The 26,544-nt window shown below is 62.8% G+C and carries 26 protein-coding genes and 3 pseudogenes; 10 read left to right on the top strand and 19 right to left on the bottom strand.

Going from position 1 to position 26,544, the window contains the following annotated elements; genetic code table 11:
• Positions 1 to 46 precede the first annotated feature (46 nt).
• Both H7K34_RS14055 and H7K34_RS14050 read left to right on the top strand, forming a co-directional pair.
• On the top strand, positions 47 to 796 hold the full coding sequence (locus H7K34_RS14055) for a glucose 1-dehydrogenase (RefSeq protein WP_264062616.1): 750 nt from the start codon (positions 47 to 49) through the stop codon (positions 794 to 796).
• A gap of 320 nt (positions 797 to 1,116) precedes the next feature.
• Positions 1,117 to 2,433 carry a cytochrome P450 gene (locus H7K34_RS14050; protein WP_264062615.1) on the top strand — a complete coding sequence of 439 codons (1,317 nt, stop codon included), beginning with the start codon at positions 1,117 to 1,119 and terminating at the stop codon, positions 2,431 to 2,433.
• 39 nt (positions 2,434 to 2,472) lie between these two features.
• Here the strand turns inward: H7K34_RS14050 and H7K34_RS14045 are convergent, their stop codons facing one another.
• The 5 genes from H7K34_RS14045 to H7K34_RS14025 all read right to left on the bottom strand — a co-directional run bounded on the left by H7K34_RS14045 (position 2,473) and on the right by H7K34_RS14025 (position 6,564).
• Positions 2,473 to 2,811 (bottom strand): DUF732 domain-containing protein, encoded by a 339-nt coding sequence (locus H7K34_RS14045; RefSeq protein ID WP_108920792.1) that lies wholly within the window; start codon positions 2,809 to 2,811, stop codon positions 2,473 to 2,475.
• Between the two features lie 139 nt (positions 2,812 to 2,950).
• Positions 2,951 to 3,781 (bottom strand): LLM class F420-dependent oxidoreductase, encoded by an 831-nt coding sequence (locus H7K34_RS14040; RefSeq protein ID WP_264062614.1) that lies wholly within the window; start codon positions 3,779 to 3,781, stop codon positions 2,951 to 2,953.
• Positions 3,782 to 4,123: 342 nt separating this feature from the next.
• Positions 4,124 to 4,417: a hypothetical protein gene (locus H7K34_RS14035; protein WP_264062613.1), complete on the bottom strand. Its 294-nt coding sequence runs from the start codon at positions 4,415 to 4,417 to the stop codon at positions 4,124 to 4,126.
• Between the two features lie 11 nt (positions 4,418 to 4,428).
• Positions 4,429 to 6,252 (bottom strand): hypothetical protein, encoded by a 1,824-nt coding sequence (locus H7K34_RS14030; RefSeq protein WP_264062612.1) that lies wholly within the window; start codon positions 6,250 to 6,252, stop codon positions 4,429 to 4,431.
• A gap of 9 nt (positions 6,253 to 6,261) precedes the next feature.
• Positions 6,262 to 6,564 carry an RNA 2'-phosphotransferase gene (locus H7K34_RS14025; RefSeq protein ID WP_264062611.1) on the bottom strand — a complete coding sequence of 101 codons (303 nt, stop codon included), beginning with the start codon at positions 6,562 to 6,564 and terminating at the stop codon, positions 6,262 to 6,264.
• Positions 6,565 to 6,744: 180 nt separating this feature from the next.
• Here H7K34_RS14025 and H7K34_RS14020 point away from each other — a divergent pair, with 180 nt between their 5' ends.
• The 5 genes from H7K34_RS14020 (at position 6,745) to H7K34_RS14000 (ending at position 10,254) form a co-directional block, all read left to right on the top strand.
• Entirely contained in the window at positions 6,745 to 7,281 is a 537-nt protein-coding gene (locus H7K34_RS14020) for a restriction endonuclease (RefSeq protein ID WP_264062610.1), read from the top strand.
• 269 nt (positions 7,282 to 7,550) lie between these two features.
• Positions 7,551 to 7,877: a hypothetical protein gene (locus H7K34_RS14015; protein WP_264062609.1), complete on the top strand. Its 327-nt coding sequence runs from the start codon at positions 7,551 to 7,553 to the stop codon at positions 7,875 to 7,877.
• A gap of 32 nt (positions 7,878 to 7,909) precedes the next feature.
• Positions 7,910 to 8,230, top strand: coding sequence for a hypothetical protein (locus H7K34_RS14010; protein ID WP_264062607.1), 321 nt, complete (start codon positions 7,910 to 7,912; stop codon positions 8,228 to 8,230).
• 117 nt (positions 8,231 to 8,347) lie between these two features.
• A complete protein-coding gene (locus tag H7K34_RS14005) occupies positions 8,348 to 8,578 on the top strand; it encodes a hypothetical protein (protein WP_264062606.1) in 231 nt (76 codons plus the stop codon).
• Between the two features lie 35 nt (positions 8,579 to 8,613).
• On the top strand, positions 8,614 to 10,254 hold the full coding sequence (locus H7K34_RS14000) for an FAD-dependent oxidoreductase (RefSeq protein WP_264062605.1): 1,641 nt from the start codon (positions 8,614 to 8,616) through the stop codon (positions 10,252 to 10,254).
• A gap of 58 nt (positions 10,255 to 10,312) precedes the next feature.
• On the opposite strand, the gene H7K34_RS13995 is transcribed toward H7K34_RS14000, so the two are convergent.
• From H7K34_RS13995 to H7K34_RS13985, 3 genes are all read right to left on the bottom strand, one after another.
• A complete protein-coding gene (locus tag H7K34_RS13995) occupies positions 10,313 to 11,731 on the bottom strand; it encodes an SDR family NAD(P)-dependent oxidoreductase (RefSeq protein WP_264062604.1) in 1,419 nt (472 codons plus the stop codon).
• Between the two features lie 25 nt (positions 11,732 to 11,756).
• Complete coding sequence (locus H7K34_RS13990) at positions 11,757 to 12,227, bottom strand: CAP domain-containing protein (RefSeq protein ID WP_201263428.1); 471 nt, start codon at positions 12,225 to 12,227, stop codon at positions 11,757 to 11,759.
• Between the two features lie 98 nt (positions 12,228 to 12,325).
• A complete protein-coding gene (locus tag H7K34_RS13985) occupies positions 12,326 to 13,150 on the bottom strand; it encodes a YmdB family metallophosphoesterase (RefSeq protein ID WP_264062603.1) in 825 nt (274 codons plus the stop codon).
• 300 nt (positions 13,151 to 13,450) lie between these two features.
• Between H7K34_RS13985 and H7K34_RS13980 the strand changes: the two genes are divergently transcribed.
• From H7K34_RS13980 to H7K34_RS13970, 3 genes are all read left to right on the top strand, one after another.
• The gene (locus H7K34_RS13980; RefSeq protein WP_264062602.1) at positions 13,451 to 14,740 is read left to right on the top strand and encodes an MFS transporter; all 1,290 of its coding nucleotides are present in this window, start codon (positions 13,451 to 13,453) and stop codon (positions 14,738 to 14,740) included.
• A gap of 16 nt (positions 14,741 to 14,756) precedes the next feature.
• Positions 14,757 to 14,900 carry a hypothetical protein gene (locus H7K34_RS13975; protein ID WP_264062601.1) on the top strand — a complete coding sequence of 48 codons (144 nt, stop codon included), beginning with the start codon at positions 14,757 to 14,759 and terminating at the stop codon, positions 14,898 to 14,900.
• A gap of 1,079 nt (positions 14,901 to 15,979) precedes the next feature.
• Complete coding sequence (locus H7K34_RS13970) at positions 15,980 to 16,522, top strand: DUF732 domain-containing protein (protein WP_264062600.1); 543 nt, start codon at positions 15,980 to 15,982, stop codon at positions 16,520 to 16,522.
• On the opposite strand, the gene H7K34_RS13965 is transcribed toward H7K34_RS13970, so the two are convergent.
• The 11 genes and pseudogenes from H7K34_RS13965 to H7K34_RS13905 all read right to left on the bottom strand — a co-directional run bounded on the left by H7K34_RS13965 (position 16,519) and on the right by H7K34_RS13905 (position 26,538).
• Complete coding sequence (locus H7K34_RS13965) at positions 16,519 to 16,929, bottom strand: cupin domain-containing protein (RefSeq protein ID WP_264062599.1); 411 nt, start codon at positions 16,927 to 16,929, stop codon at positions 16,519 to 16,521. The genes H7K34_RS13970 and H7K34_RS13965 overlap by 4 nt on opposite strands.
• A 6-nt stretch (positions 16,930 to 16,935) precedes the next feature.
• Entirely contained in the window at positions 16,936 to 17,694 is a 759-nt protein-coding gene (locus H7K34_RS13960) for an SDR family oxidoreductase (RefSeq protein ID WP_264062597.1), read from the bottom strand.
• Positions 17,695 to 17,772: 78 nt separating this feature from the next.
• Positions 17,773 to 18,309, bottom strand: a complete 537-nt coding sequence (locus H7K34_RS13955) for a cupin domain-containing protein (RefSeq protein WP_235616631.1) — start codon at positions 18,307 to 18,309, stop codon at positions 17,773 to 17,775.
• A 105-nt stretch (positions 18,310 to 18,414) separates the two neighbouring features.
• Positions 18,415 to 19,193: pseudogene (locus H7K34_RS26770) on the bottom strand (SDR family NAD(P)-dependent oxidoreductase).
• 79 nt (positions 19,194 to 19,272) lie between these two features.
• The gene (locus H7K34_RS13940; protein WP_264062594.1) at positions 19,273 to 19,653 is read right to left on the bottom strand and encodes a nuclear transport factor 2 family protein; all 381 of its coding nucleotides are present in this window, start codon (positions 19,651 to 19,653) and stop codon (positions 19,273 to 19,275) included.
• Positions 19,650 to 20,129: a peptide-methionine (R)-S-oxide reductase MsrB gene (msrB, locus tag H7K34_RS13935; RefSeq protein WP_264062593.1), complete on the bottom strand. Its 480-nt coding sequence runs from the start codon at positions 20,127 to 20,129 to the stop codon at positions 19,650 to 19,652. Before msrB ends, H7K34_RS13940 begins: the two co-directional genes overlap by 4 nt.
• Before the next feature lie 17 nt (positions 20,130 to 20,146).
• Positions 20,147 to 20,925 (bottom strand): annotated as a pseudogene (locus tag H7K34_RS26765) (SDR family NAD(P)-dependent oxidoreductase).
• A gap of 290 nt (positions 20,926 to 21,215) precedes the next feature.
• Positions 21,216 to 21,434: a ferric uptake regulation protein gene (locus tag H7K34_RS13920; RefSeq protein ID WP_264062589.1), complete on the bottom strand. Its 219-nt coding sequence runs from the start codon at positions 21,432 to 21,434 to the stop codon at positions 21,216 to 21,218.
• Positions 21,435 to 21,586: 152 nt separating this feature from the next.
• Positions 21,587 to 24,522, bottom strand: a pseudogene (locus H7K34_RS13915) (MMPL/RND family transporter).
• Entirely contained in the window at positions 24,519 to 24,944 is a 426-nt protein-coding gene (locus H7K34_RS13910) for an MmpS family protein (protein ID WP_264063536.1), read from the bottom strand. Before H7K34_RS13910 ends, H7K34_RS13915 begins: the two are co-directional and overlap by 4 nt.
• Before the next feature lie 142 nt (positions 24,945 to 25,086).
• Positions 25,087 to 26,538, bottom strand: coding sequence for an MFS transporter (locus H7K34_RS13905; RefSeq protein ID WP_264062588.1), 1,452 nt, complete (start codon positions 26,536 to 26,538; stop codon positions 25,087 to 25,089).
• Between the last annotated feature and the right edge of the window lie 6 nt (positions 26,539 to 26,544).

Genomic DNA, 26,544 nt, shown 5'->3' with positions numbered 1-26,544 from the left:
GGAGGGTACCCGCTGCGCGGTTCGATCGGGTGTACGGTAACCCGCCATGGGACGAGCGGGACGCGTTGAAGGCAAGGTAGTGCTGGTCACCGGCGGTGCCCGCGGCATGGGTGCTTCCCATGCGGATGCGCTGGTGGCCGAGGGCGCCTGCGTTCTGATCACCGACGTCCTCGACGACGTTGGCTACGCAGTCGCCGAAAAGCTCGGGAAATCAGCTCATTTCGTCCATCTGGACGTGGCGGACCCGGATCAGTGGGACCAGGCCGTCGATGCGGCGGTCAGCCGCTTCGGGCGATTGGACGCGCTGGTGAACAACGCCGGGATCGTCAAGCTCGGTTCGTTGCGCGGCTCCTCGCTGTCCGACTGGCAGCGAGTCCTCGATGTCAATCTCACCGGCGCCTACCTGGGTATGCGAGCGGCGATCGAACCAATGATCGCCGCCGGCGGCGGATCGATCGTCAACATCTCGTCGGTAGAGGGATTGGCTGGAAGCGCCCACCTGCATAGCTATGTGGCCGCCAAGTTCGGCCTGCGCGGCATTACCAAATCGGCCGCTGTGGAATTGGCCCAACACCACATCCGGGTCAACTCCATCCACCCGGGCCTGGTGCACACCCCGTTAAGCCAGGGCGTCACCGAAGAATTCATGCAACCCATTCCGTTGCGGCGCGGTGCCGCGCCGGGCGAGGTTTCCACCTTTGTGGTGTTCCTGGTCAGCGACGAGTCGGCATACGCCACCGGAGCGGAGTTCGTTGTCGACGGCGGGCTGACGAGCTACGTGCCCGCCAAGATATAGACCACTTCGCGACCAGGACACCATCTACCCGACGGTGGCGAGCAATGGCTATGCGGCCGGACAGACGGGCATGATCGTGGGAGCCGCCGTCGCGACATTCTGCCTCGACGTACAGCCGGCGCTGGATCGCTGGAGCGACACTCACTGAAAGTGCGTGCGTCCGTTATTGGTCGGCTCGTACTGAGTAACCGAATTAGTCCGGAAATTCCTGGCCCCCGGCCAACCTGGACCAGCTGGCATGGTCCAGCCCGAGCGGCGGACGACGGACGCCGGTGATATGTTCCCGCAAACGACATCGCGGCCGCCGAAGGGGAATCGCTGTGCGGACGAGCATCTGGGCTCGCTGGGTGGCGAGGTACGGTGCGCCGCGCGCATTTTTGACGGTGCAGGCTCGCCGCGGACAACCGTTGGCCCGGTTGTTGCTGGGCCGTGCCGGCGGAGACGAGATGTATCGGCTCGTCGAAGACATCAGGACTCAGGGGCGGCTGGTACAACGGCCATTCGTGTGGGTGAGCGCCGACCACGAAATCTGCCGGACGGTACTGCGCGACGGCGCGTTCGGGGCCACCAATCTCGTCAACGCGCCTCTCCCCCAGCCAATTCCGGCATTGCTCGCCCGAAGTGATCCGGGCCTGCCCAATCCCGTCGAGCGGCCGGCGATGGTGATGACGAATCCGCCCGATCACACCCGTTATCGACGCCTGTTCGCGCAGAGCTTCACACCTCGGGCCATCGACAGGCTCAACACTCGAGTCGAAGAGATCACCGCGCAACTGCTCGACGATTTGGAGCGGAAGCCGCAACCCGATCTGGTCGCCGACTTCGCGACGGAACTACCGGTGGCCGTCATCGCCGAGATCCTCGGTCTACCAACCGATGCGCGCCCACAAGTGCGCGAATGGGGCTACAGCTTGGCGCCGCTGCTGGATTTCGGTACCAACTGGAAGACGTTTCGGCACGCCATCGAGCATCTGCGCGAGGTCGACCACTACGCCGCCGAGTTCATCGAACGGGCGCGTGCGGCTGACTCGGGCGACGATCCGTTCAGCCGGGTGGCCGCCGGCGGCGAGCTGACCCACCGCGAATTCGCTGCGAATGCAGCGCTTCTGGTCGGCGCCGGGTTCGAGACGACAGTGAACCTGATCGGCAACGGGATCGTTCTGCTGCTCAAACATCCTCAGCAGTTGGGGCTGTTGCGCGATGATCCGGGACTCTGGCCAGCTGCCATCGAAGAGATCTTAAGGTTCGAAAGCCCCGTGCAGATGCTCGTACGCACCGCTCGCCGCGACGTTGAGATCGCTGGCGAACACATCCGCACCGGCGCGATGTTGGTGCTGCTGATGGGCGGCGCGAACCGCGACCCAGGCGTCTTTACTGACCCTGGGCGGTTCGACATCACCAGACCCAACGCGCGAGAACATTTGGCGTTCGGTTCCGGCATACACGGTTGTCTCGGCGCGGCCCTGGCGCGAATAGAGGGCGTCATCGCCCTTCGCACCTTATTCGAACGGTTCCCTGGCTTGAGCCTGCGCGAGCAGCCCGAACCACTCGAGTTGGTGACCTTGCACGGATTCAAAAGCCTACCAGCGCAATTGCGGACGCGGCCGACGGGCCACGTCAGCCGCACCCAGCAATAAGTTACGAAATAGTTTGCCGCACAGGGCTATCGGCTTCAGCTATGCAGGAGGTGGTGCCGGCTGGGCAGCTGATTCGCCTTCGTGCTGAGGGCAGTAGGCGTCTTCTGCGATCGTCGTGAACTCGACGGCGGCGTTCCCCTTGAATGCCGGGTTGCTCTCCGACACCGTCCTGATGACGTCCCCCTCGGGCATGCCCTGGTCCATCAGCGCGCATTCCCTCTTGCCGACGCTGATCGCGACGCTCGGGGTCTGATAGGTGATGCCGGCTTTGGTCAGCGCGGCCAGAAATTTCGCATCCGGGCTGGGGTCGGCCTGAGCCGGCACGGCCAGGGCAACTACTGCAGTAAAGCTTGCAAGCAAAAGAAGAATTCCCCGCATCAGACCATCCTCCTACAGATCGACGACGCTGTCCTGTCGAAGGTTTTTGGGACGGCCCAAAGGCCATCGGCCAGGCCTGCCGACGGGTTATTGGGATCGCAGTTTCAGCGTCCGCCACGATCGAACGGGTCGAACCACCTCAATCGGAGTAGCTGCCTACCTTTGCGGCGTACTCATCGAGCAACCGAAGCGATTCGTCCAGCGGCTTGGTGGGCAGCATCAGTGCGAGTCGACTGAAACCCAAGTCCCGGGCAGCGTCCCAATAGCCGGGGTCGGCCGGCGTGCCGAACATTGCCAGTGGAACATCGCGTCCGCTGCCCTCACGCAGTTGATCAACGCGTTTGGTGAGCCGCTCAACCGGGAGCGGGTTGGATATCCACCCGGCGTCGTGGCGAATCACCCGTTTGACGGTGGCATCCGAATCGCCGCCGATGAAGATCGGCGGGTGCGGTTTTTGAACCGGCTTGGGGCGAAGGTAGGCAGGGTCGAAGTCGACGTACTTGCCGTGGTACTCAGCCGGCTCGGTGGTCCATAGCGCCTTGATGGCCTCGATGCGTTCGTCGAGCAGCGCGCCGCGCGTCTTCGGATCGGTGCCGTGATTGCGCAATTCCTCGATGTTCCAGCCGGCGCCCACGCCGAACACGAAGCGGCCACCGGAGATCAGGTCGATGCTGGCAGCCTCTTTCGCGGTGATGATCGGATCGCGCTCGATCAGCAGGGCGATCCCGGTGAACAACTCGATGGATGAGGTCACCGCTGCCGCCGCGGCCAGCGTCACGAAGGGGTCGAGGGTGCGGTAGTAGATCGACGGCAGCTCGCCACCCATTGGATAGGCGGACTCCCGACTCGCCGGAATGTGGGTGTGTTCGGCGATGACCAGCGATGCGAAACCCCGCTCTTCGATCGCTCGTGCCAGCGATACCGTGTCGATGGTGTGGTCGTTGACGAACGTCGCGATCCCGAATTTCATGCTCTTCCCTATCTGCCGCCGTTGATCTGTAGTCTGCCGACAACCAACGCCCGCGAGTGCAACGCAAATTCCTGCGACGGGCCAACCGCCGGTCTGCCGTCGTCACACTAGCCACACTGCGGCTAGCACGTGGCTCGTCGCTGGGGAGGACCCGGGCGGGACGCAGTATCGGGATGACTCGTGGGGTAGCTTCGAGATTTACGCGCTCTCCCCGAAGCTTCTGCACCATCTCTTCCAGCGCCAGTTTGGATTGATCTGCAAGTCGTTGAAGTAGTGCCACATTCTCGATTGTCAACCGAACGGAAGAACACAACGGAACCCTTTCGCCTACCGCCCCAGGCCTCAGCGCATCAGGAAGGTGTAATAGTTACCGATTGCTTCCAGCGCTTCCGATGTGAGATCTGGATGCCTTTCCCGCATCACAGATTCGATGTAATCGCCGGCTTCATTTAGAGTAAGGCGATTCCAGTCAGGCTCGATCCGCATCGCCTCTTTGAGCAGTAACTGCACCTGCTCATGCGCGTATTCCCTCGCGGAGCCATAGTATAAGTTGAACTCTTCTTCGTTCTTTCCCGGATAGCGCCTCAGGTATAGCACAATGGCATCACTTGTATTAAAGCTATTTCCGGATGTCACGTAGTGGAACCTCACTTACCTCTCTCAAATATTATGGTTGAATGACCGTCATCGGGATCTATCTGCACAATGCGAGTCACATTTGGATTTTCCATCAAGCGAGGTATCTCAACAGATTGCCAAATGTTGCCTGGACGCAAATTGCTGCCCACGATTGCGGTAACTTCACCGCGTGCGCTTCCCGCGTAAGCCGCCGAAGCATCCTCCCAGAACTTGACCGATACCGGATCATGGCGATTCCAGACTGGGAGCGGATCTACGCCGTTCTCCGCAAGCGTCATTTCCAAAGTATTGCCCCCAGATCCGTGAGCAATAAGTTCCGCTACTCCTGAGCCATCGGGGCCAACTCCGATTCCATCGGCGGTTCGGCCCGACCAGTAGTATGCGCTATTCGGCGCTGTCGACGTGATTCCTTGAAGCTGTTCATATGACGGCAAGCTGCCGGGTAGGTAGTGACCCGCCGCGTCCATGGGGTAGCCGCCAAGACTGTGGTTCCCATCCGGGACGGTGTGGTCCCCCGCCGCAGGGATGTGGTGATCACTAATGCCAGTAGGCAAGTGATCACCAGCACCTACCGACGGGTGCCCGCCAGGCATATCGTGTGGCAGTCCGGCGGCGGCGTCGAGGTCTGCCAGTTCGGCTGCGCGTGAAACGCCGGCAACTTCCGGCCCGAAGAGCATTCCGGGCAAGGCGAACGCGCCATCGGAGACTTTACCGCCCAGGTAGTAGGCCGCGCTGGGCGAGTCCAACATGTTTTTGACTTCGCCCGCCGCGGCGGCCGCCGGGTTTTGGACCGTCTCGAGCGTGCCCTCGAGCATTTGCTTCCACGCCTGCAGCGCGCCCGGCGCCCCGCCTTGTCCTACCCCGAGAAGGTTATGGATGCTCTCTTCAGTTGCACGCCAACGATCACCGAAACCTTCGCCGAATCCCGGCGGCGGCAAGGGCTTAGGTTCGGGCGGACGGTAAGGAGGAATTCCTCCCTGGTCGATCCACTGCTGAGCACCGGCCACCATCTCGTTCACGCGCGCTTCGATCTGATCCGGCGGGACGCCGTCACCGAGCATCACTTTGCGTAGCAAAGCCTTGGCGCTTTCCATCTCCGCCGGGCTCGGCGCAGGGGGCGCAACGGCGCCCTCGGGCAACAGCATGTCTTCCAACGAACGCGGCTGGCCCGCAGGCACCGACGGATCCTTCGGCGGGGCACCGCCAGGTGAAGCGTCCGCGGCGCCAGGGGGCAGCAACATCTCTTGCCACGTCTTCGGCTTGCCTCCCGGGCCAGGGTTCGGCGGCCCTTGTGGCGCTGGGGCACCATCTGGCGCCGATCCAGCGGCATCCAGCGAGACTGCGCCGACGGCGGCGCCGATCGCGGTGGCAAGCTCGTGGTCGGCGGTGTGGGCACGGACCTTGCAGGCGTTGAGTTCGCCCTGCAAAGTCTGCAGTTTGTTGGCGAGGTCGATTCGATTCGGTGGAATCCCCTTGGGGCCGATGTCGATTCGCCAGTCCGGCGTGATGGCCCAGCCGTTAGCCTGGGCGGCCTGTTCTATGTCATCCAGCTCGCGCTTGCAGGCGCTCACATCCGCCTCGGCGCGCGAGACCGCCGCCGCTACCTGCCGAGATTCCGCGCCGTCCGCCTCGATGTCGCGGCGAATCAAGCCGACGTCGACGCGAAAAGCGTCACCCGCCTCACCTTGCCACTCGGCAAGCACGTTGTTTGCCTGTTGCAGGCTGTCGCCCAAGCGCTGCAAGGTATTAGCGCGTCCGGTGGCCGTCTGGAACACCGCGTGAATCGCGTTGAGATCCCAGCGTTTGACGTCTGCCGGAGTCAGCGAACCCACCCGCTACCCCTATTCCCGCACCGACCTGAGAGCACTGGCCGAACGGTCTTCGTTCGTGGAATAACCGACCATGGCCTCGGCGACATGCGTACCCAAACCGCCCACCCGGACTTTGTGTTGGTTGTGCCGGGCCTCCCAACGGGCCGCGAGCTCGCCCAACGCCAGCTGCGAGGACCCGACCCAACCCGGCACAGCGTCGGCCAGCCCGTCTTCATGACCGACGAAGTCGATGGCGGCGTCACCAATGCCATTGAGCACATGGTTGCTACCGAGGTGTAGCGCGACGACATCTACATCGAACTCATCAGCCACGATGCCCCCCCATTGCTTCGCCGGCGCTGCGCGGTGAAGCTTAGCCAGAATTGCCAGACGGCGCCCTTCACCTCAAGCGCTCGGGCTTGCGGCGACGAGCATGACGACAAGCAGGCCCCATATTCACGACCTTGTCGCTGCTGATCCCTATCATCGGCGCATGCATACGGTGTCTTCGACATGAAGACGGCATTCGTCTTTCTCCCGATTTACTTCGGGCTTCTGCTTGGCTTCCTGGGGCACCGCGTCTCGCTAGGCCTAGCCGGGGCATGTTGTGGCCTACTTTTCGCCGCGTTGATACAGCCGGCCTACCGTCGGTCGCGGCGGCTGCGGGCCAACGCGGGCATCGGGGAGATCGACGCAATGGACGGCGTGGAGTTCGAGGACTACGTCGCCGCACGTATGCAGCGCGCGGGCTGGGAGGTCAGCTTCACCCCTGCCGTCGGCGACTACGGCGTCGATCTTATCGCTCAAAAAGATGGTCAGTATGCGGCCGTCCAGTGCAAACGACACGGTAAAGCGGTCGGCGTCGCAGCGGTTCAGCAGGTGGTAGCGGGTGCGCGTCATCACGGGTGCACGCGCAGCATCGTGGTGAGCAACCAGGAGTTCACCTCTGCTGCAAAGCAATTGGCCTACACGCACCGCTGTCAATTGATTGGGCGTAAGGCGTTGGACAGCTGGGTCCCTGCTCCAACGGGAAAGACGTTGCGCAACTGACGCATTGGGCTTCAGCTCAAAGCAGCCCGGCGTTCAAAAGGGCGCCCGCGACGGGTCCCAATCCCTAAGGAGTGGGCGAGCAACGCGCCGAGCCCTTCGTCGCCTGTGCCGTAACTCACCAACCGCATATTTGTTAGTAAGTTGTATATGTTTTACGCTGCAATATATATTGTTAGCTATAGTAAGGATTGCCGCAAAGCAACCAGACGTCCGACCGCTCACGCTGCGTTGCCCGAGGCTCATCCACAAGTTCTGAAATAGGAGTCGAAATGAAGTCGAAACTCGCTCGCGTCAGCGCTGCCCTACTGGGCTGTACTGCGACGATTATGTTTTCCGCTGGCGTCGCCAACGCCGATCCGCCAGACCCACACCAGCCGGACCTCCCGTCGAACTACTGCGAGGGCCAGCGATTTATGGGAAATGTCTGCGACGGCACCAAGTATCCCGACGGATCGTTCTGGCATCAGTGGTCCCAGTCGACCGGCGAGTACGGCGAGGGTCCTCGTATTTGGCACTTCGACTGCGTCAGCGGCAATGAGCCTTTCCCCGCCCTCCCCCCGCCTGGTGGCTGCGACGGGGCGATTCCGCCCGCCTGACCCCGATCCACACACTTTGAATAGGAGTCGAAATGAAGTCGAAATTTAGTCGAATCGGTGCTGCGCTGCTGGGCTGTGCTGCGGCGACTGTGTTGTCCGCCGGCGTTGCTACCGCTAGCCCACCAGACCCGCATCTGCCCAACATCACGCGGAACTGGTGCGAAGGTGCGCGAATGTGGGGATATATCTGCGACGGCACAAAGTACGCCGACGGGTCGTACTGGCATCAGTGGGAAGACAGTTACACGTACCACTTCGACTGCGTCAGCGGCGACGAACCTTTCCCGGCCCCGCCCCCACCTGGCGGCTGCGACGGGGCAATTCCAGGCGGTCCGCCACCGCCGCCAGCCTGACCAAGCGGAGTAGCGGCGACGTCACACACTTTCCCGAGCCAGCACATCGACGCTGGCTCGGGAAAGTTTCGTCGTCCTCGAATCAGCTCGACGGACCTTCAGCTGAAGGAGTCGAAGATGACGTCGAAACTGACTCGCATTGGTAATGCGTTATTTGGCTGCGTTGGCGACAGCGGCAACAACGTTTTCGTGGAGCTGCCGGGAATCGAAATCGATACACGAGCTGAACGTGCGCCAACCGAGCTCGATCCCCAACTTTGGGGCGGATGCCTCATGTGCCGCCGTGAGTACGTGGCGGACGATTACCGCATCGAAGATTCGACACCGAATGCGAAGCCGCTTCTGTGAACCAGCGGCTCCCCGAAAGTTCTTGGTAGGCAATCATGTTCACTATCGAGGAGCTGGCCACGATCCCGCTCTTCTCGACGCTCGGAGAAAAAGAACTCGAGTACCTTGCTGGCACCGTCGAGGACATCCACCTCATCCCCGGCGAGTACGTAGGCCATGAGGGCGAAGGCCGATCCCTGGCGATCATGGTCGAAGGCAAGGCCGAGCTGACGAAATTGGTTAACGGAGTCGAGCAGGTGATTGGCGTCCGACTTCCGGGCGAAGTCGGAGGCGAGATCCCGATGACGCTCGGTACCCCGTTGCCCGCCAGCATGCGAGCCGTCGAACCATCGCGCGTACTAAAACTGACGGTCGAGGTGTTCCACACGCTCGCCGCCATGGCCCCCCAGATCTCCGAAGCGGTCGGTGCGGCCGCGTTGGAACGCATCGAGATGCTCAAAAACGCGAATGGGCACCCACGCGAGCCAGCAATGTTCGTGATCGGCCCGCGCGTCGACCCGGGCGTGCACAGCTGCGACAGCTTCCTGCATCGCAATCAGATTCCTTATGAACGCCTGGACCCGGACGATCCTGCAGCTCACGCCTTCATCGCAGGCGAAACCACCGGCTATCCGGTGGTGGTGGTGCGCGACGGCACCCGGCTGATCAACCCGACGATGCGTGCCGTTGCCACTGTCGCTGGACTAACGGCCACGCCCGGCCGGGCGCACTACGACGTCGTGATCGTGGGCGGCGGGCCGGCAGGTCTGACGGTGGCGGTCAACAGCGCTTCCGAGGGCCTGCAAACGGCGTTAATCGAGTCCTTCGCCCCTGGCGGACAAGCCGGTACCTCGACGCGGATCGAGAACTACACGGGGTTCCCATACGGCGTCGCCGGTGACGAGCTCGCGAGCCGGGCACTGCAGCAGGCGAAGCGGCTGGGCGCCGAGATCGTCGTCACCCGTCGGGTCGAAGGCATCGACCCCGCCGAGCTGACCGTGACGCTCGACGGAGGCGACGTTCTGCGAACGGAATCGATCGTGCTCGCGATGGGCGTGGAGTGGCGACGCCTCGATGTCGACTCGATCGATCGATTCGTCGGCTCCGGTGTCTACTACGGTGCGGCACGCAGCGACGCCGGTCTGGCACAGGGAAACGATGTCTATCTGATCGGCGCCGGCAACTCGGCCGGGCAAGCCGCCATCTTCTTCTCCAATCACGCGCGATCGGTGACGCTGCTGGTCCGGGGAGAGTCGCTCGCAGCGAGCATGTCCCACTACCTCATCGAGCAGATCGCAACAAAAGCGAACGTCCGGGTTCAAACGCGATCCGAGGTTGTCGCCGTGCACGGAGACGAACAACTCGAGGCGATCGAGGTCATCGATCGCGAGACCGGCACGACAACTCGACGGGATGCGCGGGTGCTCTTCGTTCTCATCGGTGCCGAAGCAACGACTGATTGGCTCCCCCCGGCGATCGCGCGCGACCAGCACGGGTTCATCCTCACCGGGACCGACGCGTTGAAGGCGGGCCAATGGAAGGCCGACCGCGAGCCCTTCGCTCTCGAGACAACCGCCCCGGGGATCTTCGCAGTCGGCGATATTCGCTCCGGATCGGTCAAGCGCGTGGCGGCGTCCGTAGGCGAAGGCGGCATGGCGGTCGCCCACGTCCATCGCTACCTCCAGCTCTCCCGCTAGCGGCGGCTGCGCCATCGGCTCGGCGATTTCACCGCAGCTTTTGTCAACGAGAAGGCAGCTACCAATTGCTCGGCGAGTAATCCTTGAGGAAGCAGCCGCGCAGATCTTCGCCGGACTCCCCGCGCACGATTGGGTCATACACCCGGGCGGCGCCGTCGACGAGATCAAGCGGGGCATGAAAACCCTCGTCGGCAAGCCGCAACTTGGTCGGGTGTGGACGCTCGTCGGTGATCCAGCCCGTATCGACGGCGGTCATCAGGATGCGATCCTGCTCTAGCATCTCGCCGGCGCTGGTGCGAGTGAGCATGTTCAGTGCGGCCTTCGCCATGTTGGTGTGCGGATGCCCCGGGCCCTTGTATTGGCGACTGAACTGCCCCTCCATCGCGGACACGTTCACGACGTACTTGCGGCGGGCGGGTGAAGCGGCCAGCACCGGGCGCAGCCGGCTCACCAGAATGAATGGCGCGGTCTGGTTGCAGAGCTGAACTTCGAGCAGTTCCATCGGGTCGACCTCGTGCACGCGCTGGGTCCAACTGTTGATGGGCGCGGTGTCAGGCAGCAGGCCACCGGCGTCGATTGCGATGCCCGCAGCGATCCGGTCCGGCGAGGCGCTTCGAGCGGCGAGAGCCAATTCGGTTATGGCGTGCGGAGTTTGGTGTTCTGCCAGACTTCCGGCAAGTGCCTTGGGATGGGCGTCGCTGACGCGGTCGAACGTGATCACGTCGACTAGTTCCGGCGCCGGCGTGCGCTCGGCCTCGACGAGCGCCGCGTAGGAACCGGGGGCTCGGCGCACCGTCTGGGCGGCGTTGTTGATCAGGATGTCCAGCGGGCCCTGCGCAGCCACGGTGTCCGCGAGCGCGACGGCCTGGGCCGGGTCACGTAGATCGATGCCCACGACGTGTAGCCGATCCAGCCAGTCGGCACTATCGGGCATCGTGGCAAAGCGGCGCACAGCGTCGTTCGGAAAGCGGGTGGTGATGGTCGTGTCGGCGCCGTCGCGGAGCAGGCGCAGTGCGATGTACATGCCGATCTTGGCGCGGCCACCGGTGAGCAGAGCGCGCCTACCGGTGAGGTCGGTGCGCGCGTCGCGCTTGGCGCGGTTGAGGGCGGCGCAGCCCGGGCAGAGCTGGTGGTAGAAGGCGTCGACCACCGTGTAATGGTTCTTGCAGATATAGCAGGCGCGTGACCGACGCAACGTGCCCGCGGAGGCGCCCACCGCCGTGGATACCAACGGCAGGCCCTGTGTCTCGTCGTCGATGCGGCCGGGGGCGCCGGTCGCGGTAGCGGCGACCACAGCGCGGTCGGCGGCCGCGATTTCGTCGCGCTTGGCATTGCGGCGGGCCTTCTTGACTGACTTGAATATGCCGGCGGTGGCCCTGCGCACCGTAATGGCATCAGGATGCTCGGGCGGCAACGACTCGATGTCTGCCAGCACCTGTAGGCAAATGTCGAGCTTGTCCGGGTCGATCGCGTTCACGTGGGAAGACTACGGCGTGATGGCGTCAGGCGGCGAAGTCGCCGACGATAGTCATCTTGTTGCCGTCTGAAGCGGTCGCGAAGCCAGCCGCGGAGTATGCGCAGTTCAGGATGATCGCGCGGTGTGGAGGACTCTGCATCCACAAGTCGAGCGCTTCGCCCGGATTCGCTGCGGATCCGGTGCCCCAGAAGACGACCTCACCGCTGTAGGGGGTCCGGTAGCCCGCATCGGTGATACGCACCTGCGGTGAAGATCCGTCCGAACCAATATGACCGTTCACACCGTTGCGCAGCATGTCGTCGGCGTGCCGCTGCGCCGCTTCGGTCAACCGCGGGTCGTTGCCGATCACCCCGCATGCCTCGCGAATCCGGCTGACGCCGCTGTACAGGGCGGTCCCCGGACCCTCGGCGCGGGCAGCAAAATCAACGGTCGCGGGAGCCGTGACGAACAAGGCGCCGAGCGCGAACACGGCGGTAACCTTGACTTTCATCGTCATGTTGCCGGTTGCCATGTATTACTTTTCGGTCGTTGGCAACCAAGCGTTACCTTCTTGTGACCGTGGAAGGACCGAGATACCGATCCGCTAGGCGGTAGTTAGTGCACCCGCTCCATCGCGGTACACCGGGTGCCGTCGATGGCCAGCAGCACCGCGCCCATCGTCATCGGCCCTGAGGCCAGCCGGTAGGGCGCCAATGTGACATGGTCTTCTCCACGCATCCTGGCCACCCAATGCTGCGGATCGATACCGATGACACCACCGGTGGCGCCGGTCATTCCGACATCGGTGACCAAAGCAGTACCCCCGGGCAACAAATGCAGCGGCAGCGTCGCCTCGTGGGTGTGGGTACCCAGCACCGCGGCGGCAGTGCCGTCGACAGCGTGGGCGAACGATTGCTTTTCGTTGATGCTCAACCCATGGAAATCCACGATCACCGCGCCGCGACGGTCGATCGACTGCCACGCTGGCCACGGCGGCGCCACGTGTTGTCGTTCGGTCAGCCACCTGCCGAACAGCGGGTCCGGCTCGACCACGGCGGTTCTGCTCATCAGGTTGATCACGGTGAAATCCGTTCCGGAGACGCTCAATTGGAGCACCCCGGAACCCGGCAGGCCATCGGGCATGTTGAACGGACGCAGCACCTTGGGGTGCGCGAGCACCTTGTCCACCTCGGCCATCTCCCCGTCCCAGGAATGGTTTCCACCGGTGATTACGTCGACGCCTGACTCCAGCAGGCGCTCTGCCACTTCGATGCTGAGCCCGAACCCGGTCCGGATGTGCGGTCCGCTGCGCTGCGCGTTCTCCGCGTTCACCACGACCAAGTCGACGTTGTATTGCGAACGCAGCGCGGGCATCCGCTCGCAGACATGGTCCACCGCAGCGGGACCGACGACATCCCCGAGAAATAGCACGCGTCTCATGTCCTGACCGCTCCCCATTCGTCGGCTGACCCGGCGCAATCCGGGCGTCGGCCATCCGGTGTACGCACCGCGGGTAGCCATCGGAAAAAGACGCGGTTACGCAAAGCGGTGTATCCGGCTACGCGTTCGCCGAGAAATACGGGTGCGACCTGCGCCTGAGACGTGCCTCACTTATCCGGAAGACGGGCAAGCACATTCTCCAGTTGTTAATTCGCGCGTCAACGGCGTTCGATTTGACCGTCGCATAGATCCCGAAACTGAGGAGGTATTTGATCCTTCCTCACCATCAGGGAGAAGTAGATGACGCAGACCCTGGATGCCAATAGGCCAGCCGCCCAGACACCAACGGATCCGGTCGAAAAAGCCCTCGACAATGCCCCGCTGAGCTTGTTCCACTTCAAGGCTGCCGCGACTGCGGGCGCCGGCTTTTTCACTGACGCTTACGACCTCAACGTCATTGGCACCGTCATCCTGCTGGTCAAGCCGGAGTTTGGGCTGAGCTCGGGACAGGTGGCGCTGCTGACCAGCTCGGCCCTGCTAGCCGTGGCCATCGGCGCGTTTGTGTTCGGCAGGCTTGGCGATCTCCTCGGCCGGCGCAGGGTGTATGGCCTCGAGGCGGCCATCATGGTGGTGGGTGCACTGCTGTCCGCGTTCGCGCCGAACTTCACCTGGTTGCTGGTCGCACGGTTTGTCCTCGGCATCGGTATCGGCGGCGACTACCCGGCGTCCAGTGTGATCACCACGGAGTACGCCAACCGCTCCAACCGGGGCCGGCTGGTCGGTTTCGCCTTCCTGTTCTTTGCGCTCGGTCAGGTCGCCGCGTATCTGGCGGCACTGCTGATTCTGGCCGTGGGAACGCCGCATGATCTGGCCTGGCGGCTCATCCTGGGTCTCGGTGCGCTGCCTGCACTCCTGGTGCTGTGGAACCGCAGACATATGCCGGAGTCGCCGCGTTGGACGCTGCGGGTCGCCCAGGACCGCGAGCGCGCCGAACGCGACCTGTCAGCGTTCTCCGCGACATCGCAACCGGTCGCCGCCACCGGCAAGGCCCGGATAAGGGTCCGGCTCTCCGAGATGCTGACCAACCGCACCTTTGTGATCACACTCATCGGGACCGGTGGCAGCTGGTTCTTCTTCAACATCGCCACCTACGGCAATGCGGTGAGCCAACCGCTTTTGATCAAGAGCATCTCGCCGTCCACTGAGACCATCACCAATGTGGCGATCAACGCCGTGCTGATGATCTGCTTTGGACTAGGCGGTGCGCTCGCAGGGTTGGCCGTGGTGGACCGGATGCGCCGCACCACTCTGCAAATCTGCGGGTTGGTGTTGTGCGCGGTGTCGATGCTGCTCATCACAGCCATTCCGGGGCTGACCCAAACAGTCACACTGTTCGCGGCGGTGTTCGGACTGTCGCTATTCGGTACCACTTTCGGGCCGAACTATGGGCTGATACTGCTCGGCGCGGAGTGCTATCCCACCACAGTGCGCAGTACTGGACACGGGCTGTCGTCCTGGACACGGGCTGTCGTCGTGTCTGGGCAAGGTGGGCGGTTTCATCGGAGCTCTCGTCACCCCCTTGGTGCTTAGCGGAATGGGGCTGCGCATGACGACTCTGCTGGCCGGCATCTGCTTTCTGCTCGCGGGGGCCGCGACGCTGGTACTGCGCGACCCATCGAGAGTGCCGCTGGACGACGCCAGCGCTGCGATGCATCGCGGACTGTGCTTCCCAGCGCCAGCGAAGACCTGAGTGCGCGACAAATTTGTCCTTGCGGGACCTGAGGATTAGCCAGCCTCGATTGCCGCGACAGTCGCCGCCGCATCGGTCCCACAGATGCGTTCGAGGTTTACCGGTCCAGCGGCAAGTAAATCGTCGATGCGGTGCTTGAGGTCTCCCGACGAAAGATGCGCGTACAGGTTCGTGCCCGGGCATGAGGTTTGGGCCAGGTCGCGGTGGCCGGCCAGAGTGCCGGCGGCGACGTGAAAGGTTTGGGTGGCCCAGGCGAAGGCGAGAGCGGCTCCGTGAAGTTGGGCTTCGGATAACTTCTTTGTCGAAGTCTCCTTCGCACAGAACCAGGAAGTGCCCTGTCGTGTCGTAGTCTGTCGCTGTGTCGCCCGCGATCTGCGGCGCTCGCAGTTCGTAGATGTTGCCGTCGCGGTCAATGCCGACGTGATAGGCGATGTCGACCCATCCCAACTTGTCTTGGTGGTAGCGCTGATCCTGACGGTGGCGACCCGGAGCGTTCCGGTTGTCTTCCAAGACGACGGCTTCGTGGTGAAGAGTCATGCAGGTGATGGTGTGAGGCCTGCCGCCGGCACGGGCGGGACGAGCGCCCCAAGCATCTCGGCACAACATGGCAGCTGAAGCTGCGCTAAGCGGAACCGCGGACGCCGTCGCGGGCTCAGTCACGGATTGCCCGCACCCGCTCGCGATCGCCAGCGCCCCCGCGCCGCCCGCCAGCTGCAGCAACCGGCGACGGTTGACGGGCACACGGCCGACCTCGCGATGGCCAGGCGTGACGGCGTCCATGGGGAACACCATACGAAGTGCCATGGCTGGTCGGATCGCTACAGCGAACTACGGGCAACGACAAAGTCGTCATCCAAGTCAACGACGTCTGCGGCCAACCGAGCTGCCGGGACTTGAAACCGATGCTCTACCAGGACATCTGAACTGCCGATTCGTTCCACGTCGACACGGTTTAGCCCTGCTCGTTCGCGTGGCCTTGCCGCCGCGAGCGGGAGATGGATGTAACGAATCGATCAACCGAACCGAAGTGTCAGGAGTGCGCAGCTGTGCACTTCCCCCAAAGCACTGAGGAGCAATGCATGACGGCATTGATGATGTCCCGCGCACGGAACCGGCAGACGGTTCGTCGCGCCTCGGCGGTTCGCCTGCCGGCGCTATGGGCAGATATCATCACTGCTGCTTCAGCGGGACTTCGTCCAGTAGCGGTTGCGGCGGGCATCATCGCGGCTGGATCGACGTTGCCTGCTCTCGCGCAAGCCGACCCGTCGAACGACCCAATAACCACCGCACTGAACGGCGCAGGAATTGCCAACAGCGGCTCGTTCAGCGACAGGATTGCCAGCATCGGTCAGTCGATCTGCCCGTCGCTGGTGAAACCAGGTGCGACCCTCGCGTCGATCACATCGCAACTATCTGGGAACACCGGACTTTCGCCGACGATCGCCGGGATGGTCGCCAGCATGGCGATACAGACGCAATGCCCGGGCGTGATGACGTCGCTCGCCCACGGGAACATGCCGTTCCCGATGCAAGCGCCCGGCGCCCATCCCTTTCCGTCCTTCCCATTCCAGTCTCCAGGTGCCGGCGCGGCTCCGAACCCGCTGATGTTGCCGGGTCGCTAGCCTCGCACGACGCGCAGTCCCTTTCGCTCCTCAAGCTCCTCTTCGGTAACCGGTTCGAGCATCGGCTGCCCGGGCCGGCACAACAATGTGAGGACGAAGCTGCAAGCGATGTTAGCGCGATTGTTGGCGTCCTGATAGTGGATTACGTCGCCGCCGGGTCCCCAGAACGCGTCGCCGGCGCGAAGGACCCGTGGTGCTGCACCCTCGAGCTCGAACAACATTTCACCGGCAATCATGTAACCGAATCCCGGGCCGCCAGGAAGGCGATGTGGCGGGTAACCGGCTGCGCCCGGTGGATGGTTGATGAGGACAGTCAATACGTGGGCATCCTGAGGTATCAACGGTGACTGTACTTCCTGCACTACCTTGATTGTCGATTTCGATTTGGAGCCCGTCGTATCCAACATTTATCCCTAAATGCGGCGGCTGGAGTCTGCGTCGATCCAGTCGGAGTATCGAGTAGCGAAGATAGTGGCGGTCTCGTCTGGTGCGAGGGAGTGATCGTCGATCACCGCACCGAAGTACGGCGCCTGGGCGTCAGTCACAACCCGACGTTGATCACCATTGGCGGCAAGGCCCAAGCGGACAAAGTCGTCCATCCCCATTGCTTCGGGTCCAGCGATCTCCAGTACTGCGTTGGTAGGGCGCGCCACGGCCGCACGGGCCACGGCGGTGGCGACATCGTCGGCGGCGATAGGACGGAACAATGCGGGTGGCAACCTGACAACGTCTCCGTCTGTGGCGGAATCTGCCAAGCCAAGCGCGAATTCGTAGAACGGAGTTGCTCGCACGATCGAATACGGCCGGCCAGAATTCTTGATCAGGTTTTCCTGAGCTGCTTTCGCCGTGTTGTAGCCGCTATCTGGCATGACCTGCGCGCCCACCACCGACAACGCCACATGGTGACTGACTCCCGCTTCCTGTTCAGCAGCAAGAAGATTCGTGGTCGTGGTCGTGAAGAAATGCATCACGGGTTCATCGTCGAACAATGGCGAGTCGGCGACGTCGACCAGGACATCTGTGCCGTCGACGGCGTTGGCTAGGCCCGCACCGGTAAGTGAATCGACACCCGATCGGCGAGAGGCGGCGATCACGTCGTGTCCCTGCGCGCGCAGCTTGGTCGCTACTTTCGAGCCGATAAGCCCACCACCGCCAATGACTACGATCTTCATGATGAACCTTTCAGGCTCGTGTTTGACTGGTTATCGCCGACATTGCTTGGGCATAGCGAGATTTCGACACCTTACGGTTCATTGCCAAATAGGCACACCGGGAAATTCTAGGCCGAAGCGTTTGCATAGTTCGGGGATACTGTCGACATCCATCTCCAGTTCATACCGCGCACAGAGTTCATCTAGGTTCTCTGTCGATATCTGGTCCACACCGCCGAGGTCAGAAAGTTCATCGAAGAACTGCTCGAATCCCGCGGGTGAGATGATCTCAAGGATGCGGGCGGGCTCATCGCCCGCGTTCCAGAAGGTATGCCATTGGCCTCGTGGCTTGAAGATGAAGTCGCCGGGTCCGCCGTAGAGCACCTCGTCGCCAAGCAAAGCGCCTACCCGTCCCTCGATGATCCAGCTGTACTCATCTTCGTTATGGTGACGATGCAGCGCCGAGGCTAGCGCTCGCGGTGACATCGGATGCTCGAGGACGGAAAAACGCCCTTCCGCCGCAACCTTGTCGACGATGTGGCGAACACCGACCGTCCCCAGGAACACCGACTTGCCCTCGGTGCGGCCAACGGACTTAGCCGGCGGGCCACCCGGCCTCAGGATGTCATTTGTCACTGGATTCCCTTCTCAACGATGCGCCTCAGCTGGGTGTGCGGTCGATTGTCCAGCGCCCCAGAATGTTTCGGCCCAGTTCCCTGCCGTGCCAGGACCTCCATCGGGTTAGTTGCGGCCGGCCATGAAGCCTCCGTCGACGTTGAGGATCGCGCCCGTGACCCAGCTGGCTTGTTCGGAGAGCAGATAGGTGACCGCGTTGGCGACGTCGGCGGGGGTGCCGACTCGCCGCAGCGGATGAAGTGGCGCGAAAGCGTCAAGCGTCTCGTCGATCTCGCCCTTGGGGACCCACCGCTCGAGAGCGGGGGTCTTGACGGCGGCAGGTGCCACCGCGTTGACCCGAATCTCGTGCACAGCAAGCTCGATGGCCAGGTTATGGGTCAGCGCATGCAAGCCAGCCTTTTGCATCGAGTGCCCACACGACGGGGTCAGACCAATGGCCTGATGTGCCCACATGCTGCCGATGTTGACGATCGCACCGCCCTCCCCGCGCGCGATCGTGCCCGCGACGACGGTCTGCGTCAGGAAGAACAAGGCATAGTTGAGTAGTTGAGATCCAGGTACGAGTCGTAGAACTGCGCGTCGTACTCGAGAAACGGCTTGGGGATGAAGAATCCGGCCGCATTGACCAACAGTGTCGCATCGCCGTGCTGCTCAGAAATCGCACGCCGCACATCGGCGACGGCGGTGCGATCGGTCAAGTCGGCGGCGATGCCCCACGCCTCGCCACGCCGGCCCTTTAGTTCAGCGACGGTGTCGTCGACACGCGCTTTCGAGTGTCCGACGATCACCGCGCTCCCGCCGTGATCGACGACATCGATCGCGACGTGGCGGCCCATGCCGGCACTGCCGCCGACAACAACGACCTTCTTGGCGTCAAAATGCATGTGCGGGGCCCCTTCCCGATTCTCTTGGCGACCGCGACTGGACCGCCGTTCTTCGTATCGACTGAGAATTGGCTGTCGCCTAAGCGCCCGGAGCGATCGCACAGGCTGCGACACAGACCCAGGTGCCCGCACGCTTCTGATATGTGTCCGTGTACAGAGCTTCCTGGTCCACTCCATCGGAGAGCGTGGTGTATGTGGCGCGGGCGTGGATCAGAGCAACGTCGCTGAGGATGCGGATGTTGACGTCGTGCACAGCAAGATCCCTGAAGGGGCGCGGCTTACCGATGTAGTCGAGGAACTCTTCACGGTTGCGGGTGACGCCAGGAGTCTGCACGATGAAGTCTTCAGCTAGGAACTCGCTGAAGCGCTTGACGTCGTTGAACTGGTCGGAGTGGACGTAGTCACTGTTGAGTTGCTCGAGGATCGCCAGATCTTCGAGCAACTGCTTGGTGTCGTTCATTTTCCTGTTCCTTCCCTGTGCGCCGGTACCGCGTTCGTGAACAGACTCTGGTACTGGCCGTAGCCTTCAGAGTCAAGGTTGTCGCGGTGGATAAACCGCAGCGATGCCGAGTTAATGCAGTAGCGCAATCCTCCGGCTTCTGTTGGGCCGTCCGGGAATACGTGTCCCAGATGGCTATCGGCGTGGGCGGAACGCACCTCGACGCGGTCCATTAAATGGCTCCGGTCTCGCCTCTCGACGACGTTATCCGCGTCGATAGGCTCGGTGAAGCTCGGCCAACCGGTACCGCTGTCGAATTTGTTTACCGAAGCGAAAAGTGGTTCGCCGGAAACAATGTCAACGTAGATGCCGGGTTCATGGTTGTTGTGATAATCGCCGGTGAACGGAAGCTCGGTGCCGTTCTCCTGGGTGACGTGGTACTGCTCGGGGCTCAACGCATCAACAGCGGCAGGGTTCTTGTTGTATTCGTGTGGCACGGATATCCTCCATCGGGTTAGTTGCGGCCGGCCATGATGCCACCGTCGACGTTGAGAATCGCGCCGGTCACCCAGCTCGCCTCGTCAGACAGCAGATAGGTGACGGCGTTGGCGACGTCGGCGGGAGTGCCGACACGTCCCAACGGATGCAGTGGCGCGAAAGTGTGCAAGGTGGCGTCAATCTCGTCTTTGGGAATGAAGCCCTCGTAGAGCGGGGTCTTGACGACGGCCGGCGCGACCGCGTTGACCCGAATCTTGTGCCCGGCAAGCTCGATGGCCAGGTTATGGGTCAGCGCATGCAAGCCAGCCTTTTGCATCGAGTATCCCGACGATGGGGTCAGACCAATGGCCTGATGTGCCCACATGCTGCCGATGTTGACGATCGCACCGCCCTCCCCGCGCGCGATCGTGCCCGCGACGACGGTCTGCGTCAGGAAGAACAAGGCATAGTTGAGNAGTTGAGATCCAGGTACGAGTCGTAGAACTGCGCGTCGTACTCGAGAAACGGCTTGGGGATGAAGAATCCGGCCGCATTGACCAACAGTGTCGCATCGCCGTGCTGCTCAGAAATCGCACGCTGCACATCGGCGACCGCGCTGCGATCGGTCAGTTCGGCGGTGATCCCCCAGGCTTGGCCACCCCCGCTCGTCAGGTCGGTCACGGTGTCGTCGACACGGTCTTGCGAGCGTCCGACGATCACCGCACTGCCGCCGTGGCGCACGATATCAACGGCGACCTGCCGACCCATGCCGGCGCTACCTCCGACGACAACGACCTTCTTGGCGTCAAAATGCATATCGGATCCCTTCCAGGCTCTCCTGACGGCTCCGACCGAACCGCCGTTCTTCGTATCGACCACGCCGTCATACCGAGACTGCTGCCCGGCGGGGTGAGCCGTCATCACCCCAGGCGTTGTTTCACCCGGGCGAGTTTTGGCGGCGCGATGTGAACCGACGTGCGGATGGCTGAGAGCCAGAAAGCCGAAAAGTCTGTGCGGCAGATGAGGCGGACCGCGAGGTCACGGATACCGAGAAGGTCGCGCGGTGTAGCCGGCGTGCGGCGATGTTAAACGCGGTGTCGATCGGTCTACGTTTTGGAGTGCGCCGCCTTGGCGGCCTCGCGCTGCGCCTTTTCTTTCACATGGGTGGAGCAGCGATGCCCCATATCGCAATGGAACCGGTCACTACATTCACGCGAACAATAGACAGATGCCACCGGAAGCCATTCCGGATCAGAAAGGTCACGCGGCCGGGCGTCCGGATGGAAGGTATGGCCGCAGTGTACGCAGGTCTTGGTCTTGACCATAAAGGTCAGACTACGCGCGTTGACCCCATCTCGGTGGCGTGAAATCAACCAAATTCGTTGGCGCCATTCGCGAATTCGTTAAACAAGCTATGGACAAGACGTGTTGTCGGTGCAGCCCAATCCGTAATCGGCAGCGCGGACAATATCGGGTGCTATGTGGGCGGGACCCCGTGCCGCGGCTGGTGTAATAGGGCACGAACCAGCGGGCGCGGCCCGACGGACCGAAGCATCTGGCTGGCCGGGCGGACCCGCACCCGTTTCGGCCACCAGAACCAGCGTCCCATCACCGTCATGATCGAGGGCGTGATGAGCGATCGGACGACGAAGGTATCGAACAACAGGCCGATTCCGATCGTCGTGCCGAATTGGCCGATCGCCCGCAGATCGCTGGTGATCATCGTGCCCATGGTGACGGCGAACACCACACCGGCAGCAGTCACCACCGGGCCGGTCACACCCATACCACGGATGAGTCCCGTTTTCAGGCCGGCACCGATCTCCTCCTCGATCCGCGACACCAGCATCAAGTTGTAATCGGATCCCACCGCCAAGAGCACGATTAACGCGAATTCGGTTGCTACCCAGTGCAACTGGAAATTGCCAAGGTGCTGCCAGATCAGTGTCGAGAATCCGAAAGCCGCCCCTAGCGACATCACAATGGTGCCGACGATGACGCCCGCTGCGACCAAAGCGCGGGTGACGATCACCATGATGATGAAGATGAGCACGATCGAGGCCACCCCGGCGATCATCAGGTCGTACTTAGCGCCGTTGGCGATGTCGTAAAACGTCGCGGCCGTGCCGCCGAGATAGATATCGGCGTTCTCCAGCGACGTGAGTTTCAGCGCCTCCTTGGCCGCTTGGCGCTCCTGATCGACGGACGCGATTCCCTTCGTCGTCGCCGGGTCCACCGCGTGGGTGATGATGAAGCGAGCGGCTTTTCCGTCCGGCGATACCATCAACCGCAACCCCAACTGGAAGTCCGGGTTCTGGAAGATCTCGGGTGGCAGGTAGAACAGGCTTTCTGTCCGAGAGTCGTTGAAAGACTTACCCATCACGGCGTTAGTGTCGGTCAGCCGGTCGAACTGATCGATCAGGCTGTCGAACGAGCTGTAGATGGTCAGCGTCGTGTCTCGGATCGCCTTCGTGACGGCGATATTCTCGGGAATGATCGCCAACAATTCGCGGGTGGCTGCAGCCGTGTCGGTGAGGTCGCTGGTGAGGGCGTGGAACTTCTCGGCCAGCCGATCGAACCCATCCAGCGCGTCAAAGAGCGATCGTAGCGACCAGCAAATCGGGATGTCGTAGCAGTGCTTCTCCCAGTAGAAGTAACTGCGAATCGGTCTCCAGAAGTCGTCGAAATCCGCGATATGGTCCCGGATCTCGTCCGTGATGGCAGCCGTCTCCCCCGTGGTTTTCGAGCTGTCGTCCGCGGCATTCGCGAGCTTCTGGGTCACCGCGTACTGGCGCTCTAACAGGGCGATCTGAGTGTCGAGGAAGCCGGTGATCTTCTTGATGTCGCCGACACGGGACTTCAGATAATTGAGGTTGTCGCGGATCGGCGCGCTTTGCACACTGAGTTGGAACGGAATCGATCCGTCTTGGATTGGCGGCCCGAGTGGTCTGGTGATGCTCTGCACCCGTTCGATGCCGGGCACCCGGAAGATCGCGCCGGCAATCTTGTCCAGGACCAGCATGTCGGTGGTGTTGCGCAGATCGTGGTCCGATTCGATCATCAGCAGGTCCGGGTTCAAACGAGCCTGAGTGAAGTGTTGATCGGCCGCGGTGTATGCCTTCACCGACGACGCGCTCTGCGGCAGGTAATACAGGTCGTTGTAGCGCGGGGTGAAGCCCGCCAAGCCCAGGCGCCGACGATCGCCAGGATGACGGAGATGGCGAGGATCGGCGCCGGCCACCGCACGATAGCCGTCGCCAGACGGCGCCACCGGGTGTAGTTGAACTCGCGCTTCGGGTCGAAGAGGCCGAACCCGCTTGCGAACGCGATCAGCGCCGGCGTCAGGGTCACCCCGGCGGCCACCACCACCAGCAGACCCACGGCGCACGGAAACGCCAGCGAACTGAAGTACGGCAGCCGAGTGAAATGCAAACAGGCCAGCGCCCCGACGATCGTCAAACCCGAACCCAGCACCACCTTGGTGACCCCGGCGAAGGTGTCGTAGTAGGCGGCTTCGCGGTCCAGCCCCCGTGCGCGGCCCTCTTGATAGCGGCCGACCATGAATATCGCGTAATCGGTACCCGCCGCGATGGCTAACGCCGTCAGCAAGTTGACGGCGAAAGTCGACAGCCCCATGATGCCGGTTTCGCCCAGCAGCGCTACCACGCCTCGGCCGGTGGCCAGTCCGACGAACAGGATGACCATCGTCAGCAGCACGGTGCCGATGGATCGGTAGACGAATATCAGCATGATCGCGATGATGATGATGGTGATGATCGTCATCTTGGCCAGGCTCGCGTCGCCGACAACGATCGTGTCGGCGGTCAGGGCTCCTTGGCCGGCGACGTAGGCCTTCACCCCGGGCGGCGGCTTCGAGTCCGCGACGATTTTGCGAACCGCGGCAACCGATTTGTCGCCGACGGCTCCGCCTTGGTCACCGCGCAGGTTGACCTGGACGTAGGCGGCTTTGTGGTCGTAGCTCTCGACACCCGAGGACGTGAATCGCTGCCCCCAGAAATTCAGCGCATGCTCGACGTGTTCGTGGTCCTGCTGCAGCTTTGTGACCAAGCCGTCGTAATACCGGTGAGCCTCCTCGCCCAGAGGTTTGTCACCGACCAGGGTCACCAGGACGAGGTTGTCGGAGTCGTACTCCTTGAATTTCTCCCCGATGTGCTTCATCCCGGTTACCGAAGGCGCGTCGGACGGCGAAAGCGGCACCGAGACGTCCTCGGCAACCTTCTCCAACTGTGGGACAAAGACGTTTACGCCGACCGCGATCAGCAGCCAGACCACGATGATCGGCAGCGCCAGGACGCGGAGGGTGCGGGCCACACGTGGTTTGCGCTCGACTACGGTGCGCTGCGGGACCGGGCTTTCGTCGGTGTCCTCAGCGTCGCGCGCGTCGCTCGTCATGCGGATTTGTCCAAGCAGGAAACCTGCGCGTCGCGGGTGTTGACGACCTGTTGTTGGTCGACCAATTTGCCGTCGACGGTGATCCGGCATCCGATGGAGGTGCTGTCACCTTGGGCGACGACGTAGGCGAAGATGCCGGGCATCTCGGCGACGATCGTCGGCGACCATGGCAACGCGGTGAAGTTGGCCTTCTGCGGTAGTGACTCCGCGTCCATCCAGTTGACGACGCCGGTCGTACCGGGTGGTCCAAATATTTCATATACGGCGGTCTTGGCCGCATACGGCGGGGTGGCATCGCGGGGATCAGGCTTGGGCAAGCCCGGTCCCGGGAAGACGCCGTTGAGTCGGTCCACTGCAACACCGCCGATAATCAGAGCCACGACTACGACCAGCGGAACCCAAGCTCGCTTAAGAAGTGTCAGCAACCGAGTGCCTCCCGCTCCGGAATACTCGATGGGCTGATATTAGGACAGATCGATGACCACGCCACCGCAAGGCAAACGCCATAGTGGTCGCGCTGATTCCCGCCGTGGCCACCATACCGGCGCGCCGTGGCAGCAGCGTTCATCTCGCAGCCGAGGCGCTGCTGGCCAGGGCGGGTTGCACACCGGGCCGGTCGCGGCACAGCGCCGCGATGTCGCAGGGAACGGGTTGGCACCCGGCGGGCGGGTTGGTTATCAACAGCGCGGCGCACAACGCGCCCAACACGAATAGTGCCGCGCTCACCTCTAGCACGTGGGCGAAACCGGTGGCGCTCGGCGTGCCAACGCTGATCAGGCCTATGGACCCGATCGACATCAGCGCGGCGAGCCGCGAGACGGCGTTGTTGATTGCCGACGCCAAGCCGCTGCGTTCGATCGGCACCGAGGCCAGCGTCACCGACGTCAGCGGTGTAATAGTCGCGACCAGCCCGATGGCCAACACGGTCATCCCGGGGACCAGGTCGGCGATTGCGTGGAATCCATTGGGTTTCGGGCGAATCAGCAGCAGCCCGATCCCCGCTAGGGCGGGGCCCGCGATCAGGAATGCTCGTGGTCCCACCCGCGCGGCGATGCGGCCGACATGACGGGCGAACACGAACGACACCACCGGGATCGGCAGGGTGGCCAGTCCGGCCGCGGTGGCGGAGTATCCGCCGATTTCTTGGGTGTAGAGGGCGATGGCCAGCGATCCCAGTGTCAACGCGCCGTAGACGAACGCGGTGACCAGGTTGGCGGCAGCGAAGTTGCGAAAGGTGAACAGCGGCAACGGGAGCATTGGCGACTTGCTGCGGCGCTGCCAGCTTACGAACCCGCCGAGAGCAGCAATCCCGATGACCAATGGTGTGCTGACCATCGGATCGGTCCAGCCATCGCGTTGTGATTCGATCAACGCATACACGGTCGCGGACAGCCCTACCGTCGAAAGGCCCACCCCGGCGGTATCGACGCGGGCGCCTTCAACCCGCCCCGACATTGGGCACAGCCAGAACGTCAGCGCGTATCCGATCCCCATGGGGATCGCTGACAACACGAAAATCCAACGCCAGCCAAGGAAATCGACGCACATCCCGCCAAGCAAGGGACCCAACGCGAAGGCGGTTCCCGTCCACCCCGTCCAGACACCGATCGCAGCAGACTGGTGCGCTTTGTCGAATACCGTGTTGATCAGCGCCAGCGAGCCAGGCACGAGAAACGCCGCACCCAGGCCCTGGATAAGGCGCGCGGAGATCAGCATCGCCGGTGAGCTGGCAACGGCCGCCAGCACAGAGCCTGCCCCAAAAGCCGACAGCCCGAACCGCATTACTGGAACGCGCCCGAACAGATCCGAGATAGACCCGCCGGGCAGAATCGCAGCCGCCATCGCCAACAGGTAGCCGTCGATGACCCACTGCTGCATCGCCAGACCGCCGCCGAGGTCGTGCTCGGTGGCCGGCAAAGCCAGGTTGATCACGGTGGAGTCGAGAAACGCAACCATCGACACCATCACCGCGACCACCATCGCGCGCCTGGTCGGTGCCGTGTCGCGCAGCGTCATCGCGGG

The organism is Mycobacterium montefiorense (genome assembly GCF_025823255.1).
Lineage (GTDB): Bacteria > Actinomycetota > Actinomycetes > Mycobacteriales > Mycobacteriaceae > Mycobacterium > Mycobacterium montefiorense.
Note: the sequence above shows the minus strand (reverse complement) of the source record. Positions and strands in the feature narration are given on the sequence as shown.